This window comes from Bradyrhizobium canariense, assembly GCF_900105125.1.
GTDB classification, from domain to species: Bacteria; Pseudomonadota; Alphaproteobacteria; order Rhizobiales; family Xanthobacteraceae; genus Bradyrhizobium; species Bradyrhizobium canariense_A.
On record NZ_LT629750.1, the window covers coordinates 4563438 to 4583017 of the forward strand.

20 protein-coding genes and 1 pseudogene are annotated in these 19580 nt (G+C 61.3%); 7 read left to right on the forward strand and 14 right to left on the reverse strand.

Annotation, left to right across the window (positions count from 1 at the left end; translation table 11 throughout):
• Positions 1-50: 50 nt before the first annotated feature.
• The 8 genes and pseudogenes from BLV09_RS21725 to BLV09_RS21760 all read right to left on the reverse strand — a co-directional run bounded on the left by BLV09_RS21725 (position 51) and on the right by BLV09_RS21760 (position 5696).
• Positions 51-539: a GFA family protein gene (locus tag BLV09_RS21725; protein WP_167558845.1), complete on the reverse strand. Its 489-nt coding sequence runs from the start codon at positions 537-539 to the stop codon at positions 51-53.
• Positions 540-599: 60 nt separating this feature from the next.
• Positions 600-1373 carry a thioesterase family protein gene (locus tag BLV09_RS21730; RefSeq protein WP_146688848.1) on the reverse strand — a complete coding sequence of 258 codons (774 nt, stop codon included), beginning with the start codon at positions 1371-1373 and terminating at the stop codon, positions 600-602.
• Positions 1374-1439: 66 nt separating this feature from the next.
• Complete coding sequence (locus tag BLV09_RS21735; protein WP_146688849.1) at positions 1440-2408, reverse strand: NAD(P)H-dependent flavin oxidoreductase; 969 nt, start codon at positions 2406-2408, stop codon at positions 1440-1442.
• Between the two features lie 112 nt (positions 2409-2520).
• Positions 2521-2769: pseudogene (locus tag BLV09_RS21740) on the reverse strand (hypothetical protein); the annotation flags it as partial.
• Between the two features lie 75 nt (positions 2770-2844).
• A protein-coding gene (locus BLV09_RS38875; RefSeq protein WP_433994351.1) for an IS5 family transposase occupies positions 2845-3599 on the reverse strand; the annotation gives its coding sequence in 2 pieces (ribosomal slippage) (positions 2845-3281 and positions 3281-3599; 756 coding nt in all).
• Positions 3600-4022: 423 nt separating this feature from the next.
• Positions 4023-4622 (reverse strand): YqaA family protein, encoded by a 600-nt coding sequence (locus BLV09_RS21750; RefSeq protein WP_167558846.1) that lies wholly within the window; start codon positions 4620-4622, stop codon positions 4023-4025.
• A gap of 138 nt (positions 4623-4760) precedes the next feature.
• Positions 4761-5162, reverse strand: a complete 402-nt coding sequence (gene hisE, locus BLV09_RS21755) for a phosphoribosyl-ATP diphosphatase (protein ID WP_146688850.1) — start codon at positions 5160-5162, stop codon at positions 4761-4763.
• Positions 5163-5285: 123 nt separating this feature from the next.
• Positions 5286-5696, reverse strand: a complete 411-nt coding sequence (locus tag BLV09_RS21760; RefSeq protein ID WP_146688851.1) for a hypothetical protein — start codon at positions 5694-5696, stop codon at positions 5286-5288.
• 237 nt (positions 5697-5933) lie between these two features.
• Between BLV09_RS21760 and BLV09_RS21765 the strand changes: the two genes are divergently transcribed.
• From BLV09_RS21765 to BLV09_RS21790, 6 genes are all read left to right on the forward strand, one after another.
• Positions 5934-6992 carry an ABC transporter substrate-binding protein gene (locus BLV09_RS21765; protein ID WP_146688852.1) on the forward strand — a complete coding sequence of 353 codons (1059 nt, stop codon included), beginning with the start codon at positions 5934-5936 and terminating at the stop codon, positions 6990-6992.
• Positions 6993-7085: 93 nt separating this feature from the next.
• Positions 7086-8888, forward strand: coding sequence for a glucan ABC transporter ATP-binding protein/ permease (locus BLV09_RS21770; protein WP_146688853.1), 1803 nt, complete (start codon positions 7086-7088; stop codon positions 8886-8888).
• Positions 8889-9061: 173 nt separating this feature from the next.
• Positions 9062-10480: a D-alanyl-D-alanine carboxypeptidase family protein gene (locus tag BLV09_RS21775; protein WP_146688854.1), complete on the forward strand. Its 1419-nt coding sequence runs from the start codon at positions 9062-9064 to the stop codon at positions 10478-10480.
• A 191-nt stretch (positions 10481-10671) separates the two neighbouring features.
• Positions 10672-12354, forward strand: a complete 1683-nt coding sequence (locus BLV09_RS21780; RefSeq protein WP_146688855.1) for a long-chain fatty acid--CoA ligase — start codon at positions 10672-10674, stop codon at positions 12352-12354.
• Positions 12355-12380: 26 nt separating this feature from the next.
• Positions 12381-12938 (forward strand): DUF924 family protein, encoded by a 558-nt coding sequence (locus BLV09_RS21785; protein WP_146688856.1) that lies wholly within the window; start codon positions 12381-12383, stop codon positions 12936-12938.
• A 109-nt stretch (positions 12939-13047) separates the two neighbouring features.
• On the forward strand, positions 13048-13533 hold the full coding sequence (locus tag BLV09_RS21790; protein ID WP_100384402.1) for a peroxiredoxin: 486 nt from the start codon (positions 13048-13050) through the stop codon (positions 13531-13533).
• A 147-nt stretch (positions 13534-13680) separates the two neighbouring features.
• Here BLV09_RS21790 and rnhA read toward each other — a convergent pair whose 3' ends face one another.
• The 3 genes from rnhA to ispH are packed head-to-tail and all read right to left on the reverse strand — an operon-like array spanning position 13681 to position 16096.
• A complete protein-coding gene (gene rnhA / locus BLV09_RS21795) occupies positions 13681-14145 on the reverse strand; it encodes a ribonuclease HI (protein ID WP_100384403.1) in 465 nt (154 codons plus the stop codon).
• Positions 14142-15125 carry a homoserine kinase gene (locus BLV09_RS21800; protein ID WP_100384404.1) on the reverse strand — a complete coding sequence of 328 codons (984 nt, stop codon included), beginning with the start codon at positions 15123-15125 and terminating at the stop codon, positions 14142-14144. The genes rnhA and BLV09_RS21800 overlap by 4 nt, the downstream gene beginning before the upstream one ends.
• A 5-nt stretch (positions 15126-15130) precedes the next feature.
• Complete coding sequence (gene ispH / locus BLV09_RS21805; protein ID WP_100384405.1) at positions 15131-16096, reverse strand: 4-hydroxy-3-methylbut-2-enyl diphosphate reductase; 966 nt, start codon at positions 16094-16096, stop codon at positions 15131-15133.
• A 215-nt stretch (positions 16097-16311) separates the two neighbouring features.
• Between ispH and BLV09_RS21810 the strand changes: the two genes are divergently transcribed.
• Positions 16312-17004, forward strand: coding sequence for a DUF1013 domain-containing protein (locus BLV09_RS21810; RefSeq protein ID WP_146688857.1), 693 nt, complete (start codon positions 16312-16314; stop codon positions 17002-17004).
• Between the two features lie 47 nt (positions 17005-17051).
• Here the strand turns inward: BLV09_RS21810 and BLV09_RS21815 are convergent, their stop codons facing one another.
• From BLV09_RS21815 to BLV09_RS21825, 3 genes are all read right to left on the reverse strand, one after another.
• Positions 17052-17855, reverse strand: a complete 804-nt coding sequence (locus tag BLV09_RS21815) for a hypothetical protein (protein WP_146688858.1) — start codon at positions 17853-17855, stop codon at positions 17052-17054.
• Complete coding sequence (locus tag BLV09_RS21820; RefSeq protein WP_146688859.1) at positions 17848-19002, reverse strand: hypothetical protein; 1155 nt, start codon at positions 19000-19002, stop codon at positions 17848-17850. Before BLV09_RS21820 ends, BLV09_RS21815 begins: the two co-directional genes overlap by 8 nt.
• Before the next feature lie 204 nt (positions 19003-19206).
• Entirely contained in the window at positions 19207-19476 is a 270-nt protein-coding gene (locus BLV09_RS21825; protein ID WP_100384409.1) for a hypothetical protein, read from the reverse strand.
• Between the last annotated feature and the right edge of the window lie 104 nt (positions 19477-19580).

A 19580-nucleotide genomic window follows, 5' to 3' on the forward strand; every position in this document is an offset into this window, starting at 1 on the left:
TAACCGGGATCAAACTTTCGCAGCATTAAACGGTTCCCGGGGCAATGGAACTATTTTTGCGGGAAGAACTCAGGCCACATCGCACGCCATGCCTGCATCAGCTCGGCGAAATCGGCCGGCTGGGTGTCATGGCATTCGGAACTCATGAAGGGCTTCACCCAGGCTTGTGCGCTCCTCATGAACATATGCGCGACCGGAACGAGCCAGGATGTGTCGTCCAGCGTGCCGGCGCGACGGTTGATAATTTCAGCGCGTCCCTTTCGCTCCCCATAGAGCCTGCCGCCACAGTCACCGCAAAACCGCGATGTGACCTCGACGCCCTTGGGTGACAAATGGCGCCACCCCCTGGATTCACCATGCAGAATACGAAAATCTCTGGCGAGCACCGGCATGTTCAATGCGAATGCGCTGCCGGAGGCCCTCTGGCAGTCGGTGCAGTTGCAGCTGTAGAGCAGGCGCGGAAACGATGAGAGCTCGTACCGGATGGCGCCGCATGAACAGCCGCCGGTCATGGGAAGCGTGGGTCGCGTTGCACGCATGGATCAACCCCGATCGAAACTCGATCACAGATTATCCGGAAAATACGCGCGCTGCGACGCTCACCGCTTCTCGATGACGAGGCTTTGCACGGCGCGGCCGAAATATCCCTTCACGTCGGCGAGCCGCGCCATCGCGAGCCCGGCGCCGTCGGGACCGATCCAGGATTCCGCATCGAGCAGGATCCATTCGCCGACCGGTTCGCGGGCAAAGTTCACGGTGAGGTCGGCATTGATGAACGTCCATTGCTGAAAATCCAGCACGGCAGATGTACCGTTGCAGAAATCGGCGGCAACGACGGCGCGCATCGCTTGCGAGACTGGGGAGGACTCGACCAGCGGCCGGTCGACCCGATACCAGATCGCGCCGGGGCCGGGCACGCCGAAGCGACCACGGGCCGCGCGCATCGAGACGCCTGACGTAAAGGGACTGCCGGAAAAGCTCGGCTGCTCCTCACGCGCCTGATCGGGGCCCGCAAGCTCGACCGCGACATCGGTGACATCCGATGGCAATTTCAATGCTTGCGTCTTGATCTTGAGCACGGTCGCGCCGACAACGACGACATTCCCCGCGAGCAGCCGGATGGCGCAAAGCTGAATCTTGCGTCCCTCGCGCAGCACCTCGGTCTCGAGCGTCAACTCCGTCAGCGGCACCGGCCGTATCAGATCGATGGTGACGCGCGCGACGTGCATCGGTACCGGCGTCAGGATCGCTTCTGCGGCCCAGACCACCAGCGATGCCGGCGCGGAGCCATGCTGCATCCCTGCGTCCCACGGGCCGGCCGCATGGGGACTCGTGATGACGCGGTTGCCCTCAACGCGATAGATGGCGTCCATCAGTTCAGCATTCCGTTCGATTGAAACAGGCGAAGCAGCTCCACCTTGAGAGAGGAAGGGAAAGCATCACAGCGCGGGATCGGCCGCCTCCGCATATTCCTGTTTGAACCGCGCGATCAGTTCGGCTGCCGGCAGGACCTTGCCGACGCTGCCGACGCCCTGGCCGCTGCCCCAAATCTCCTTCCAGGCTTTCGGCTTGGCGCGCTCGCCCGAAGCATCGGTGCCGAAGCTCATTTTCGATGCGTCGGATTCCGGAAGATTGTCCGGATCCATCCCGGCGGCGACGATCGATGGCTTCAAATAATTGCCATGCACGCCGGTGAATAAATTGGAATAGACGATGTCTTCCGCCGCCGAGGTGGTGATCATCTGCTTGTAGCCTTCCACCGCATTGGCTTCGGTCGTGGCGATGAAGGCGGAGCCGATATAGGCAAAGTCGGCGCCGAGCAGCCGCGCCGCGCGAATCGCGCGGCCATTGCCGATCGCTCCCGACAGCGCGATCGGCCCGTCGAACCATTGCCGGGTCTCGGCCACGAAGGCGAAAGGCGATATTCTGCCGGCATGACCGCCTGCGCCGGCTGACACCAGGATCAGGCCGTCAGCGCCCTTCTCGACCGCCTTGTGCGCGAATTTCTGGTTGATCACGTCGTGAAAGACGATGCCGCCCCAGCGATGCGCGGCCTGGTTAAGCTCCTCCCGCGCGCCCAGCGAGGTGATGATCATCGGCACCTTGTGCTTCTCGCAAAGCGCCAGATCCTGCTCGAGCCGGTTGTTCGACCGATGCACGATCTGATTCACCGCGAACGGCGCCGACAGCCGATCGGGATGCGCCTTGTCGTGCGCGGCAAGCTCCTGCTTGATGCGCGCCAGCCACTCGTCGAGCAACGCCGGCGGCCGGGCGTTGAGCGCCGGAAATGATCCGACGACGCCAGCCTTGCACTGCGCGATCACCAGATCAGGCACGGAAATGATGAACAGCGGTGCACCGATCACGGGAATCGACAGACGGCCCTTGAACAAGGCAGGCATGGACATTCAAAAATCCTTCTGACTATTTTGGGGAGGAGCGGCATCCCGGCTTAAAGATGCCAGACATCATACCAAGAAGGCAATCCGCCTTGGCCTTGGCTTGGTCCTAGCCTTGGCCCTACTGGCACAGCGCAGCGGTGACATAATTGTCGGTGCGGCAGTCATCCGGCTTTCGCGTCCTGCCGGGGATCAGCACTTTCGCCGAGCAGTGCTCCGCCGAATCCATCGTGAGGCTCTTGCCTTCCTTGAAGCCCTTGGCCTGGCACAGTCTGTCGGAGGCCGACTTGCAGTCCGGCGCGCCATTGTTCGACACCGGACAGATCATGCGACCGGTCACCATCAGGGGCTGGGTGAGGCGCGACAATGTGTCGGTGGCATCCTTGCTCGCGCCTTTCGCACGTTCATTGAGATCGTCGATGGTCGCGCTAGGCTGAATCGACATTCAGCGTGTCCAGACCATAGCACTTGCGAGATGGATGAAGGCGAGGAAGTGAACCGCTCTGCGGTCGTAGCGGGTTGCGACGCGGCGGAAGTGCTTGAGCTTGTTGAAGCAGCGTTCGATGCGATTTCGCAGTCGATAGAGTGCCGGATCGTAGCTGTGGGGATGCTTGCGCGTAGGGTTTGGCGGGATCACCGCTGCGGCGCCGGTCGCTTCGATAGCCTCGCGCAAGGCGCGACTGTCATAGGCGCGATCGGCAATGACGTATTGGCCAGCGGAGCCTTTGATGAGAGCCTCGGCCTGCGTAACGTCACCGCTCTGGCCAGGCGTGAGGATAAAGCGCAGCGGCCGGCCAAGCGCATCGGCGAGCATGTGGATTTTGGTGGTCAATCCTCCTCGGGAACGCCCCAAAGCCTGGTTTTGGTCCCCCCTTTTCCGGTCGCGGCCTGCTGGTGGGCACGAACCAGGGTGGTATCGAGCATCAGATATTCGTTCTTGTGATCTTTGATGAGAGCCTCGAACATGCGCTCCCACACGCCATTCTTTGCCCAACGGGCGAAGCGCGTGTGCACGCTTTTCCACTTGCCATATCGAGGTGGCAGGTCGTGCCAATGCGCGCCGGAGCGCAAGACCCACAGAACAGCATTGACGAATAGGCGGTTGTCGGCACCGGTTCGACCAGGATCGCCGGCCTTGCCGGGCAAAAGCTCTGCGATCAGCCGCCACTGTGCCTCGGTAAGTTCATATCGCTTGACCATGCCTTATGCTCCGAATCAATTGATCCGGAACACAAGGAATCATCGCTAATCCGAACTGTGAATCCTGAATGTAGATTGGTCCTAGGACTCTTCAGCGTCGGCAACCTCCCGAACATCTTTCCGATTTCGTTGATCAGGCCCGGATTCTCGTGCGCCGGCGGGCTGGGCGGCGAAGCGGGCTCACCTTGCGCAGGCGCGGGTTGCTCCGGTGGCGCTTGCTGAACCGGCTCCTGCGTCCCTGGGGGAGGCGGTGCCGGCGTCTGCGACCAGGCGACGCCTGCGGCGATCGTCAGGATAAACGTCATCGCGGCCACGGGCGCGATCCGCGCCCTTAACAGCTCGGCGAATTGGCTTCTCCCATCCAGCATGGGCGCGAGCGTAACCTCAAGCTCGTGAATCGGCAAAGCGGCTCAAGAGCCGCCGTCAGAGCATTCGAAACGCGATGACAAAGCCGAGCACCAGCACGGCCACGCCCAGCGCCACCCACAGTCCCAAATGACGCTCGATCCTGATGCGGATCCACTCGCCGTAGCGGTTGAGCAGGATCGCGACAATAAAGAAGCGCCCGCCGCGGGCGATAATCGAACACACGACGAACAGCCAGATATTGTACCCGGCAAAGCCGGAGGCGATTGTCACCAGCTTGTAGGGGATCGGCGTCAGGCCTTTGCCGATGATGATCAATGCCCCCCATTCGGCATAGGAAGCGCGGAAGCTCTCGACCTTGTCGGCCAGACCGTAGAGGTTGATCAGCCAATGTCCGACGGAATCATACAGCAGCGCGCCGATGGAATAGCCGAGAATGCCGCCCAGCACAGATGCCACGGTGCAGATCGCGGCATAGAGCCAGGCCCGCTGCGGCCGCGCCAGCGACATCGGGACCAGCATCACATCCGGCGGCACGGGAAAAAACGAGCTCTCCGCGAACGCGACCCCCGCCATGAGCCAGAGCGCGTAGGGCTTGTGCGCGGCGTCGATACACCAGTCGTAAATTCGTTTCAGCATGGCGCGATGAACCACCATGGGACAGATTTGTCCATGCCGGGATTTGGGGAATGTGCGGGATGCCCAGGGCATGATCCCGAAAAACGGGAACCGGTTTTCGGGAGAAATCATGCCCAAAAAAGCGACGAGTCCGATGCAGCGAAGCTGAACCAGACTTTAGTGGCGCTTGCGCAGATTGCGGCTTTCGAGCGCGACAATTGGTCGCCTCGCGACCCGGGGCGTCGGAGGCCTCGGCATTTTCACCGCCGATTTCGGCAGCTTCTCGGCAATTCCGAGCATGTGCTCGCGCCGTTCCATCTCCCGCCACACGTCTTCGGGTTGTACGCCGCATGATGCCCATAAAACGGTGAGGTTGTAGAGCAGGTCGGCGCTCTCGCGGATCACGGCGTCCGGCTTGCCGTTGACGGCGTCGATCACGACTTCGATGGCTTCTTCGGCCAGTTTCTTGGCCATCTTGGCCGGGCCGCGCTGAAACAGCCGTGCGGTTCGCGATACCGCCGGATCGAGATCCTTGGCCGCGATCACCGCTAAATAAAGCCGCTCAAGCGAATCACTCATTCTGCAAGGCTAATCCAAATGCATCGCCAGCGTGTTAACGGCCGGCCTCGCCACCCCCATTGTCATAAAAAATTCGTCGACCGCACGAGGCGGCCGACGGATCATTGGATCGAGGGTTAATAACTACCAACCGGCGTTCGGATGGCCGTTGAAGTAAGGCACACCCGACCGGTAGCCGCCATATCCGCCATAATAGGGCCCGCCACCATAGTAGGCAGGGCCGCCGCCATAATAGCCGTCATAACTGTCATAATAGGCGCGCCTGTTCTGGGTGGCGGCTATTGCAATGCCGGTGCCGACGATGCCGGCAAAGGCGGCCGCGGCCGCGGCGCCTCCACCGCCCCGATAGGTCCTGCGCCGAGCACTGACGTCGGTGAGGCCATGGCTCGTATTTGCTGCAGACAGGCCATTGCCTGCAGGCGCGGAGCCGGCGAAAGCCGTTGCCGGCTCGATCGCCGTCAGCGCCAGCGCCGCAACCATGGCGATAGCGACCGGGCGGCCAACAGATGAAAACGCACCTTTTCGGGCGAACATCACAATTTCCTCCGTAAAAATACCGGCCTGACAGGCCTATGAAAGCTAACCATTCAATCCATGTTGGGTTCCACAAGCTGAGCGTGTGATGCGCGGCGAACCGACGCGGGTCATCAACCATCGCGGTCATCAACCGTTCAGATTCCATTAGCCAGGATGCGCGGCAGCGGTATCGCCGGGGCCGTCAAACAAGATACAGAGCGCCGTCATTGGCGCTCGATCCCGAAATGGTCTCGCATGCGCGTAAATCCGACCGTGGCACGGCGTTGGTTTTTGGCTTTGTTCACAGGCTTGCTGGCTTCTGCCTGCATCAGTGCGGTCGACAGGCTGACCGCAGGCGAAGTGAAGCAACCCACCGCGATCCAGTTTTCGCTCGACCGGCCAATCAATGCCGGCGCTGCGCCGCTCGTGATGGCGGCGGCCGACGGTCTGTTCGGTGCGGAAGGCCTTGCGGTCACAACGGACATTGCGAATGGCTCTGCTGAGGCGATCGCGCGCGTCGCCGCAGGAAGCAGCGAGTTCGCCCTGGTCGATATCAACGAACTGATCCGCTTTCGAGGCAAATCCAAAGCACCGCACGTCAAGGCGGTATTCGTGCTGTTCAACCAGTCGCCCTACGCCATCGTCGCGCGCAAGAGCCGGGGCATTCACGCCCTCTCCGATATCGAAGGCAAAACACTCGGCGTCGCCGAAGGCGATCTCTCGATCCGGTTGTGGCCGGCGCTGGCGCGGCATAACGGGATCAAGATCGCAAACGTGACGCAAAGCAAGTTGAGCGCCGCGGTGCGGGAGCCGATGCTATCGGCCGGCCAAGTCGATGCCGTCAGCGGGTTTTCGTATTTGTCGGCGGTCAATTTGCGAGACCGCGGCGTTCCCGCCGATGACCTCGCGGTGATCAGATACGCCGACTATGGCTGCGAAGCCTACGGGTTTGCGGTCATCGTCAATCCGGCGTTCGCGGCGGCGAAGCCGGAAGCCGTGAAGGGCCTGCTGCGCGCGCTGATTGCCGGCACGCATATCGCCATCGGAGAGCCCAAGCGGAGCGCGGATGAAGTTGCAAGCCGGATCGAGGAAGGATCGCCCGAGATCGAGTTGGAACGCCTGCGCGCGGTGATCAGCGACAACATCCTCACCGGTGAGGTAAAGCGCAACGGCATCGGCGGCATCGATCCGGCCCGCCTCGAGCGGTCGATCGATCAGATTGCAGAGGATTTCAAGTTCGAGAAGCGTCCATCCGCAGCGGATATTTTCGACGATGCTTTCCTGCCTCCCCTCGGCGGCCGCCTGATCAATTAAGTAAAACGTGAGCGAGCGCTGTATCTCTCCCGCCATCCCTGATTAGAATGCAGGCCGGAACATCCCCGTCCTGCTGGTCCGAGCGCCCGTTTCATGTCCCTGCTTCGCCTCTACACGCGCGTTCTGGAATTGCTCGGCAAGGAAGCCCGGCTGGGCTGGATTCTCGCCGGCGCCAACCTGCTGCTGGCGGGTGCGCAGTTCGCCGAACCGGTGCTGTTCGGGCGCATCGTCGATGTCCTGTCCGGCAAGCCAGCAGCCGCCCCGTTCGGGACGCCGTCGCCGTGGCCGCTGCTGGCGGCCTGGGTGGCGTTCGGCCTGTTCACGATTGGTTGCAGCGCCACGGTCGCGCTGCACGCCGATCGGCTGGCGCACCGTCAACGCCAGGCGGTGCTGACAAATTATTTCGAACACATCATGCAATTGCCGCTGACCTTCCACACCGGCACCCATTCCGGCCGCCTGATGAAGGTGATGTTGAACGGCACCGATTCATTGTGGCGGCTGTGGCTCGGATTTTTCCGCGAACATTTCGCCGCGATGATGTCACTCGTGGTGCTGCTGCCGCTGGCGTTTTACATCAACTGGCGGCTGGCAAGCCTGCTGTTCGTCCTGTGCATCGTGTTCACGGTGCTGACGACGCTGGTGGTGCGCAAGACCTACGGCATGCAGAGCGAAGTCGAGGCCCATTACAGCGACCTCTCCGCGCGCGCCTCCGACGCGCTCGGCAATGTCGCGCTGGTGCAGAGCTTCGTGCGCATCGATGCCGAGGTGCAGGGCCTGCGCTTCGTCGCCGACAAGCTTCTGGCGGTGCAGATGCCGGTGCTGTCCTGGTGGGCGCTGGTCACGGTCATCACCAGGGCATCGACCACCATCACGGTGCTTGCGATCTTCACCGTCGGCATCCTGCTGCATGAGCGGGGCCTCACCTCGGTCGGCGAGATCGTGATGTTCGTGAGTTTCGCCACCATGCTGATCCAGAAGCTCGAGCAGGTGGTCGGCTTCATCAACAGCGTGTTCATGGAGGCGCCGCGGCTACAGGAATTCTTCAACGTGCTCGATGCCGTGCCTGCGGTCCGCGACCGCCCGGATGCGATCGATACCGGCCGGCTCGCGGGCCTGGTCGAGTTCAGCGACGTCTCGTTTTCCTATGACGGCAAGCGGCCGGCGGTCGAAGACCTTTCCTTCATGGCGCTGCCCGGCCAGACCATCGCGCTGGTCGGTCCGACCGGGGCGGGCAAATCGACCGCGATCGCGCTGCTGCATCGCGCCTTTGATCCGCAATCGGGCTTTATCAGGATCGACGGCATGGATGTCCGCGGCCTGACGTTGACGGCGTTGCGCAGGAATATCGGCGTGGTGTTTCAGGAAGCGCTGCTGTTCAACCGCTCGATCGCCGATAATTTACGCGTCGGCAAGCCCGATGCGACGGAAGAGGAAATGCGCATCGCGGCGGGCCGCGCCCAGGCGCTGGAATTCATCGAACGCAGCGAACGGAAATTCGAAACCAATGTCGGCGAGCGCGGACGGATGCTGTCCGGCGGCGAGCGTCAGCGGTTGTCGATCGCACGGGCGCTGTTGAAGGATCCGCCGATCCTGATCCTCGATGAGGCGACCAGCGCGCTCGATGCCGTGACCGAAGCCAGGGTCAATGCGGCGCTCGATGAAGTCATGAAGGGACGCACCACTTTCGTGATCGCCCACCGGCTTTCGACCATTCGCAATGCCACGCGCATCCTGCTGTTCGACAATGGACGCGTGATCGAAAGCGGAACCTTTGATGAACTGGTCGCGAAAGGCGGCCGCTTCGCGGAACTCGCGCGAGCCCAATTCATGGTTCAGGAGAATGCAAGCAGCGCGCGTGAACCGACGGCGGGCAGTGCGGCTGTCACGATTTAGTGTCGTCGAAATTCGGCCCATTTCGTCCACGATTTAATCATGGGGCCTCTGTTCTGGAACAGCAAGCCGGTATAGGTTTGCCACCGCCGCAAGCGACGGCGCCGGATACGCTTGAAACCGAACGTCAGATGCCAGAACCTCGCCTTCACGGGCGGGTCTCAAAGGACCGGATAGTGCAATTGCTTCGCCCGTTGCTTCGCAAATCATCGTTGAACTGGATTGTCGTTGTCGCCGCGCTTGCGATCGTTGCGCCGCGTGCCGCAAGTGCCGAAGCGTTACTGCTGATCGAAGCTGACAGCGGAAAGGTTTTGCAGGCCGACAACGCGACCATGCCGTGGTATCCGGCGTCGTTGAGCAAGCTGATGACGGCCTATGTCACGCTCAAGGCGGTGAAGGAAGGGCGTATCACGCTCGATACGCTGTTTACGGTGTCGCCGGTAGCCGCCTCGCAATCGCCGTCGAAGATGGGTTTCCGGCCGGGTACGCAGCTCACCGTCGACAATGCGCTGAAGATGATGCTGGTGAAGTCGGCCAACGACATGGCCGTGGTGCTGGCCGAAGGCGTCGGAGGCTCGATCGACGGCTTTTCAGTGATGATGAATCAAGCCGCGCAACAGCTCGGCATGACGCAGACGAGCTATGTCAATCCGAATGGCTTGCCCGCGGACGGCCAGATCACCTCGGCGCGCGATCTGGCGATCCTGGCCCGCGCGATCATTCACGATTTGCCCGAGTACGAATATTTCGTCCACATTCCCTCGATCCGCTATGGCCGCAAGGTCACGCAGAATTTCAACAAGCTGATCGGACGCTATCCCGGAGCCGACGGCTTCAAGACGGGCTTCATCTGTGCGTCCGGTTACAATCTGGTGGGATCGGCCACGCGCGACGGTCGGAGGCTGATCGCGGTGGTGCTCGGCGCGTCGTCCGGCACGATGCGCGCCGTCAGAGCCGCGCAATTGCTCGATCGTGGCTTTTCCAGCAATACCTTGTCCTGGCTCCAGCCCTCACTCGGCACCGTGGACAAATTGGTGCCGATCGATGCGTCGCCGCCGAACCTGCATGATGAGATGTGCGGCGGCAAGCACAAGCAGCCGGCCAGCGATGAAGATGAGGCGACCGTTGCCGGCAATGCCGGGAGCTCGAGCACCGGCGAAACCGGCGCGACCTTCTTCGCTGCCGGGCTGCAGCCGCCGATGACGAAGCCTGCGGACCTGATGGCAGCCGCGCCCGCGCCTTCCGAACCGATCCCCGTCTACACCGGCCCCACCAAGACCGGAGCCGCCTTGATCGCCACCATGGCGGTCGATTCCGAAAGGCAGGCGGTGCGGCCGAAAGGCAAGAAAACGCGCATCGCCGCGAAGAAGCCGGACGCGGCGACAGACGCCAAAACCGGTGCCAAAACCGACGCTAAACCTGACGCCAAGCCGGTTCGGCATGCCAATGCCAAGCCGGACGCCGTCCCCGCAGCCGCGACCGATAAGCCCGCGAAGCCGGCAAAACCCAAGGCGGCGGCAAAGACGCCAGCAAAGCCGGCCACCAAGCCCGCGCCAAAGAACACCAGCGACGCCGCCGGCAAACCCGCAGGTTAACACAACCGCGGCTGCTCGCTTGCAGCCGCGCTCGATCTTTCCGACCGGTCTCTCCAGCCGCGAGGCGAGCGCACAGCCGCCTGTAGTCGCTTGCCTTGGGCCGCCGCATTGCCCAATATTGTCCAAAACCGATAACGCATAAAAAGGGCATCCCGCCCCAATCTGCGGGAAATGGAGCGGAGGGAATTACCATGGAGCGGATCTGGCTCAAGCAATATCCGGCCGGCGTGCCCGCCGATATCGATGCGACGCAATATGCATCGCTCGTTGAACTGCTGGAAGAAAGCTTTGCGAAGTTCAGCGACCGCAAGGCCTTCATCTGCATGGACAAGTCGATCAGCTACCGCGATCTCGACGAGATGTCGCTGGCGCTTGCCGCCTATTTGCAAGGCAAGGGACTGCAAAAAGGCGCGCGCGTCGCGTTGATGATGCCAAACGTATTGCAGTATCCGATCTCGACCGCGGCTGTCCTGCGCGCCGGCTACGCGGTGGTGAACGTCAACCCGCTCTACACACCGCGCGAACTCGAACACCAGCTGAAGGATTCCGGCGCCGAGGCGATTATCGTTCTCGAGAATTTCGCCACCACGGTCCAGAAGGTGATCGCCAGCACCGCGGTGAAGCACGTCATCGTCGGCAGCATGGGCGATCTGCTCGGCCTGAAGGGCATGATCGTCAACCTGGTGGTCCGTCGCGTGAAGAAAATGGTGCCGCCGTTTTCGATTCCGGGCGCCGTCCTGTTCAATGACGCGGTTACGACCGGCCGCGGCTTGAAATTCAACAAGCCGAAGATCACACCCGACGATGTCGCCTTCCTGCAATATACCGGCGGCACCACCGGCGTCTCCAAGGGAGCGACGCTGCTTCATCGCAACATTGTCGCCAACGTGCTGCAGAACGATGCCTGGTTGCAACCGGCGCTGCGCAAGCCGCCGCATGTCGACCAGCTGTTCATCGTCTGTGCGCTGCCGCTCTATCACATCTTCGCGCTGACGGCGTGCTTCCTGCTGGCGATGCGCGCCGGCGGCGTCAACCTTCTGATTCCGAACCCGCGCGACATGGCGGGCTTCATCAAGGAGCTGATGAAATACCAGGTCAACAGTTTCCCGGCGGTCAACACGCTCTACAACGGGCTGTTGCATTCGCCAGGCTTCGACAAGGTCGACTTCTCCAAGCTGAAAACCTCGTTCGGTGGCGGTATGGCGACGCAGAAGGCCGTCGCGGAAGCGTGGCTGAAGACGACCGGTTGTCCGCTGTCGGAAGGTTACGGCCTGTCGGAGACTTCGCCGACGCTGACCTGCAACCCCGCCGATACCGACAAATTCTCCGGCTCGATTGGCCTTCCCGTCCCCTCGACCTATCTCTCGATCCGCGACGATGACGGCAACGAAATGCCGCTCGGCGAGGCCGGCGAGATCTGCGCCAAGGGCCCGCAGGTAATGTCCGGCTACTGGAACAGGCCGGACGAGACGGCGCGGGTCATGACCGCGGACGGATATTTCCGCACCGGCGATATCGGCGTGATGACGCCGGACGGCTATACCAAGATCGTCGACCGCAAGAAGGATATGATCCTGGTTTCCGGCTTCAACGTCTATCCGAACGAAGTCGAGGAAGTGATCGCCAGCCATCCCGGCGTGCTGGAATGCGCCGTGATCGGCGTTCCGGACGCGCGATCCGGCGAGGCCGTCAAGGCGTTTGTCGTCAAGAAAGATCCCAACGTCACCGCCGAGGACATCATCAAGTTCTGCGGCACGCAGCTGACCAACTACAAGGTCCCCAAGCAGATCGAGTTTCGCACCGATCTGCCGAAGACCAATGTCGGAAAAATCCTGCGCCGTGAATTGCGCGACGAAAAGAAGGCTGCGGCCTGAACCAGCAATGATGCGAACGCCTGGTCATGACCGACGTGATCGACAATATTTCGCCGGCCGAAATCCTCTCATTCTGGCGCGAGGCTGGTCCGGAGCGCTGGTACAGGCAGGACGCCACCTTCGATGCCGATCTGCGCAGCCGCTTCGCCGAACTGTGGCAGAAGGCGGCTGCCGGCGAGTTGTCCTGCTGGGAAGCCAACGACGACGGCGCGCTGGCGCTGGTCATCGTGCTCGACCAGTTTCCGCGCAATATTTTTCGCGGCGATATCAGGACCTACTCAAGCGATGCCCAGGCCCGCGAGGTCGCCGGCCGCGCCATTGCGCGCGGCGCCGATGGGCGCATTGAGCCGGCGCTACTGGAATTTCTCTATATGCCGTTCATGCATTCGGAGCATCTGGCCGACCAGCAGCGCTGCGTCGAACTATTCCGCAAAACCGGCAATACCGACAACCTGAAATATGCCGAGGACCATGCCGCCATCATCAGCCGGTTCGGCCGCTTCCCTCATCGCAATCGTCTTCTGGGGCGCTCGACGACGCCGCAAGAACAGGCCTTTCTCGACGGCGGAGGATTTTCCGGCTGATGACAGAACAGTGAACATATCGGGCCATTGCCGTTCCCGCGCTACCGAATATTGTGCCCGCCGGCCGCCCGGTCTATGACACTTCCGCACATTTCAAGGAGAATTGACGATGACCATCAAAGTTGGCGACAAGCTGCCCGAAGCCAAGTTTCGCGTGATGACGGCGGAAGGTCCGCAGGTCAAAACCACAGACGACGTCTTCAAGGGCAAGAAGGTCGCCCTGTTCGCGGTACCCGGCGCCTATACCGGCACCTGTCACAAGATGCATCTGCCGAGCATTTTCCTGAACGCCTATGCCATCAAGGGCAAGGGCGTGGACACCATCGCGATCGTCTCGGTGAATGACGCCTTCGTCATGAACGCGTGGAAGCGCGACACCGACCAGCGCGATGAAGCCACTTTCCTCGCCGACGGCAATGCCGAGTTCACCAAGGCGATCGGCATGGAGCTCGACGCTTCGGGCAACGGGCTCGGTATCCGCTCCAAGCGCTACTCGATGCTGGTGGAAGACGGCGTGGTCAAGAAATTCAACCTCGAGCCCGCGCCCGGCAAGGTCGAGGTTTCCGGCGGCGACACGCTGCTTGGACAGCTCTGAGCTTCAGTCGTTCCTACGCCGATCTGGCTCCAAGAGTGACGTCATGCCCGGGCTTGTCCCGGGCATCCACGTTCTTGAGCGCGGTTCAAAAGAAAGACGTAGATGGCCGGAACAGGCCCGGCCATGACGGATGCATTGGGTGTCCGCCTACTTCCTGACCACTTGCTGCAATCGCGCCATCGCGACGCCGTCGCGCGCCAGCTGATCGGCGCGCTCGTTCTCGTCATGCCCGGCATGGCCCTTGATCCAGTGCCAGCGCACCTCGTGCGGTTTGAGCGCCGCGTCCAGCCGCTGCCACAGATCGACATTCTTGACCGGCTTCTTGTCGGCCGTGCGCCAGCCGTTCTTCTTCCAGCCATGAATCCAGCCGGTGATCCCCTGACGCACATATTGGCTGTCGGTGGTGAGATCGACGGTGCAGGGCTTCTTGAGCGCCTCCAAAGCTGAGATCGCCGCCATCAGCTCCATGCGGTTGTTGGTGGTATGCGGCTCGCCGCCTTTCAATTCCTTTTCGACATCGCCGAATTTGAGAACCGCGCCCCAGCCTCCCGGCCCGGGATTACCCGAGCAGGCGCCATCGGTGTGAATGACGACCGAAGGGAGCGAACTCACGCCACCAGCCCCGAAGCTGCGACGCCGTAATCGCGCATGCTGGCCACGTTCTGCTGAAAGCGCAGCTTGCGGACATATTCGAGCGGATCTTTCGGCCGCACCAGCGCCCCCGGTGGAACGTTGAGGAAATCCACCAGACGCGTCAGCAGGAAGCGCAATGCCGCGCCCCGCGCCAGCAGCGGCAACGCGTGCTGCTCGGCGTCCGACAATTGACGCTCGCGGCCGTAGGCATTGAGAAATGCCCGCGCCTTGGTGACATTGAACGAACAATCGGCCTCGAAACACCAGGCGTTCAGGCAGATCGCGACGTCATAGGCGAGCGTGTCGTTGCAGGCAAAAGTGAAATCGATGATGCCGGACAGTTGCTCGCCGATAAAGAAAACATTGTCCGGAAACAAATCGGCGTGGATCACGCCCTGCGGCAAATCCTTAGGCCAGACGCCGCTTTCCAGATAATCGAGTTCGGCTTCGATGAAGGCGCGCAATCCATGCTGCACTTCGTCGGCACGCGCCGCGGCCTGTTCGAACAGCGGACGCCAGCCCGACACCGACAGCGCGTTGGCGCGTGACATCGAAAAATCGCGCCCCGCCAGGTGCATTTTGGCGAGCGCCTGACCGACGCCGGCGCAGTGCGCCGCGCTGGGTTTGCGCGGCCAGACGCCTTCCAGAAAATTGATGATCGCAGCCGGCCGGCCGGCCAGCGCGCTCAGCGCTTCGCCGCTTTTGTTCTTCAGGGGTTGCGGGCAATTGATGCCGTGCGAGGCCAGGTGCGTCATCAGGCCGAGAAAAAACGGCAGGTCGCCCCTGGCGACGCGCTTCTCATACAGCGTGAGGATGAAATACCCCGCCGTGGTGTGCAGCAGGAAGTTGGAATTCTCGACACCCTCGGCGATGCCCTTGTAGGACAGCAATTCGCCGATGTCGTAATGGCTTAAAAATTCCGCAAGCTCATCGGCGGCGACGTCGGTGTAAACCGCCATCTTTTTTATTCCGCGGCATCAGGCCGCAGCGAACGCGGCAACGGGAAGAATTCATTCTCTTCCGCGGCCGAGACCGTCTCCACATGCAATTCGTAGCGTTCGGCAAACGCGCCCATGATCTCTTCGACGATCACTTCCGGCGCCGATGCGCCTGCGGTGATGCCGAGGCTCTTGATGCCCTCGAAGCGCGACCAGTCGAGATCGCTGGCACGTTGAGCCAAGACAGCAATCGGGCAGCCCTCGCGTTCGGCGACTTCGCGCAGCCGCTGCGAATTCGACGAGTTCGGCGCGCCGACCACGATCAGGGCGTCGACCACGGGCGCCACCTTCTTGACCGCCAGCTGGCGGTTGGTGGTGGCGTAGCAGATGTCTTCCTTGTGCGGCCCCGAGATGTTCGGAAAACGGCCCTTCAGAATCGCGACGATCCCGGCGGTATCGTCGATCGACAGCGTGGTCTGGGTCACGAAGGCCAGGTTGTCGGGGTCCTTCGGCTCAAACGTCGCGGCATCTTCCGCGGTCTCGATCAGCGTCACAGCGCCGGGTGGCAACTGGCCGAGCGTGCCGACCACCTCCGGATGATGGGAATGCCCGATCAGCAGGATTTCGCGGCCGCGTTTGAAATGGATCGCGGCTTCCCGGTGCACCTTGGTGACCAGCGGACAGGTGGCATCGAGCGAGAAGAAATTGCGCGACTTGGCGTCCGCCGGCACCGATTTGGGAACCCCGTGGGCGGAAAACACCACCGGGGCGTTGGTATTGTCAGGGATTTCAGCCAATTCCTCGACGAAAATCGCGCCCTTGGTCCTGAGGCTGTCGACGACATAGCGGTTGTGGACGATCTCGTGCCGGACATAGACCGGGGCACCATAGATGGTAAGGGCCCGTTCGACGGTGTCGATCGCCCGTACCACGCCGGCACAAAAGCCCCGCGGGGAACAAAGCACGAGTTTCAGGTCTGGTTTGGCTGCCATGGGAGCGATCTCGGACCGAATCACCCCTCGCCGCCGGGCAGGGAACGGTCAATTACACTGACGACTTGGGACTGCTTTCAGGCTCTGTCAAGGCACTTTAGCAGGCCATTGCGCGGTTAGCCCCCGAGGGCTTATATAGGGCCCAATTCCCGTCATCGCTGATGACCACGGCTTCGCCTCCAAAAAAGGTGGGCGAAGCACAAAGGAGATTTGCCATGAGCAATGCACCGCTGATGCCAAAAGCGACGGCCGTGTGGCTGGTCGACAATACCGCGCTGACCTTCGATCAGGTGGCCGATTTCACCAAAATGCACCCCCTCGAGGTCCGCGCCATTGCCGATGGCGACGCCGCCCAGGGCATCAAGGGCATGGACCCGATTTCGACCGGGCAGCTCAGCCGCGACGAGATCGAAAAGGGCGAGAAGGACCCGAATTACCGTCTCAGGCTGGGAGAGAGCAAGGTCACCCTGCCGCCGGCTGCCAAGAAAAAGGGCCCGCGCTATACGCCGGTATCGCGCCGCCATGAGCGGCCGAGCGCGATCCTGTGGCTGGTGCGCAATCACCCGGAACTGAAGGACGCCCAGATCATGCGGCTGGTCGGCACCACCAAGACCACCATTGCCAGCGTGCGCGACCGCACCCATTGGAACGCCTCGACCCTGACGCCGATGGATCCAGTGACCCTAGGCCTGTGCTCGCAGATCGAGCTCGATTTCGAGGTCCAGCGTGCGGCCAAGGAAAAGCCGGTCACCACCACCTATGGCGGCGCGACCCTGCTGCCGGCCTCCGAGACCACCCGCAAGGAGCCGGAGCTCGAGCCGACCGAGAAGCAGCGCGACGACCTCAATGTCGACGCGGTGTTCGCCAAGCTGAAGACCATCGGCGGCAAGAAGCCGGACGAGGAGTAAGACGGAGCGGGTCAGGCAGTCTGGTGCGGTAGCGGCGGACGCGTTCCCTACGCTGTCCCCGCAAGCGCTTTCATCTGGGTTTCCAACTCTTCCATGGTCAGCCCGCCAGGCGTTTTTCCGGTCTTCTCCACCCAGGTTGGATCCGCAATCGCGTACACCTCGTCGACATATTTGGCGAAGAAGGCCCAGGTCATCGTGTAGTATGAACCCCAGGAGATGACTCGCGCTCCCTTGGCGTCATATCCTGCAAGCACGACGGCGTGACCACCCACAATCGAGGCGTTACTGGGGTGTACGTCCCATACAGCGGGCGGCTGGGCTGGTGGTGGCGGAACAAGGTATGCTGGAACGTTGAAGCCGATATAGGCGACGCCGCAATCCGCGATTGTGCCTTTAACATCCTCGACGTTGCGTGGATCAACTTCGACAAAGGCCGAGATTTTATGGCGACCTTGTCCGGCCGGACCGATCGGCGCTCCGCTTTTCAGCAGATAGGTCAGGACGTGCTGTTCGACTCCTCCCGGGCCTTCGCCGCCAACCCGCGGATTATAGCCGCAAGCGAGGATGTAGAGCTTCTCCACGTCTGAGTCCGGCTCAGTATCGATCTTCTTGGCAGCGTTGAAACTCCACACCTGGATGGCGTGATAAACTGCGGCGCAGGTACAGTCGCCGAGTGTGTCGTTGAGCATCATGCCGAGGTCGTCGGGCATTCCCTTCGTATAATCGATCTTCTCTGGCGGTGCTGGAATGGTTTCTCCGGCCCGCAGGGCGCTCAAATGCGGGATGCGCGGATCGTAGGTTCTGGCAAGCCGCCCGAGTTTGAAATGCCGTTCCTTTTTGGGTTCAGCCATTGTGCTTTCTCCCTAGTTTGAATCCGGGCCGAACGGCCCCGTCTTTGTGAGTCTTCAGGAAATCGACCGAGGTTTGAATGATTGACCATGCGGCAAGTGCACTAGCGGCCGTGGTTAGTCCGCCATACCGAGCATAGATCGCCGCGGCCTGCTCTTGGGCGGCCTTGATGTCATTGGATGGATTCGAGATTTGAGGATCCGACGCATTGCGGATCGCGTACCATTGAATGTCTGGAAATGCCTGCAGTGCACGAGCGACCATTGCGTCACCCATGTCACAAACTTGTCCGAACCCCTGCAGACCAAAATGGTTGGTCGAGTCATCGAACGCGAAGAAGTCCGTTGTGACGATCGTATCGTTTGCTGCCGAAAAGTATTTCGGGTTTGGCCGCGCCCCGACAATTCGCGCGGCATTGACGCCTGTTAAGGACGGCACAAGCGCCTCAAGGGCCCCCGGCGGGAGTTTGGACGGGGTGAAACTGGCTTTGGACCAGGATTCCTTGGCAAATTGATCCTGACAATCGAACCGCACCGTGCCGGCGATCACGACATCACCAAGCTTCACATCCGTGCCGATACCTCCGCCCGTTCCTGTTGTGATGAATACTTTCGGCGCCACCGTCTGCGCCAATTCACTCATCAACTTAAAGACAGGCGTTGCAGGACCGTCATAGTCGAGATGCAAACCCGACTTGAAGAGCAGCACCTTTGCCTGACCGATCGTGCAGGGGAAATACAAACCCAGGCTGTGGTAGTACCGCGTCATATCAGCCGCGGTATCTCTGAAGGGGGCCTTTGCTCCGGTCACCAGGGGAATGTAGGTATTCACCGCGTGCCGGTATTCATACCATGACGCGGTCGGAAATGCGGGGGTGAACAAGCTGGCCAGTGCCGACGCCTCGGCCGCGGTCCACGTCACCACGACGGCATCATAGCCGTGAAATTTGGAGAGATCGTCTGTTTCCGAAGGTTGCTTGGAAAGAGGCATCGCCGTCGGCGCCAAGCCATTCGGCCACGGCACCTGACGCGGTAGTGCCGCTTCAGCGGTAACCAGCTCGGCGCCCAGCCGTCCGCTGAGAAATCGAGCCTGCGGTGCGGCAGGATCAAAATTCAGAATGAAATCGTCGATGTTAAAGCGATCATTCATGAAGGCATTTCCGTGCCGCAGACACAGGCGCTTCACCAAACGCGATCGATAACAGCTTCAGATTGATATTATCCGCATATCTTCAGCGCGACAATCCTTAATTGTTCCAAATTACGAAGCATCCCTTGGTTGCGATTGGACATGAGCCCTCACCTTTTTATTCCAGCGGCGAGTGCAATCACGTTTATGCCAAAATGCCGTTGGCTACGGGTGATCAGGATGGTTCATCATGTATTCGCCGAGATCACGCTGGCGGCGATCGGCGCGCGCAGTGGCATTGCTGCGCTCGGTGTCGCGGTCCTTGCGGCAGGCGATATATTCGGATGAGCCGACCTGAACATTGTTGGCGCGGCAGAACGCATCGTCATCGTCACCGGAACTCGAGACCGGGACCTGGTTGCGCGCCGCGCAGGCTGAAAGCGCAAGCGCCGCAAACATCAGCGCGATGAGATGTGTCGGAGCGTTTCGTCGCATGCAGAATTCCGTCCTGTGTTTTGAATTCCGTCATTGCCAACGCAATTCATCGAAAAGAAGGCCGTTCATTGAGTGATGGCGGATGCCCGGGTCAAGCCCCCAGC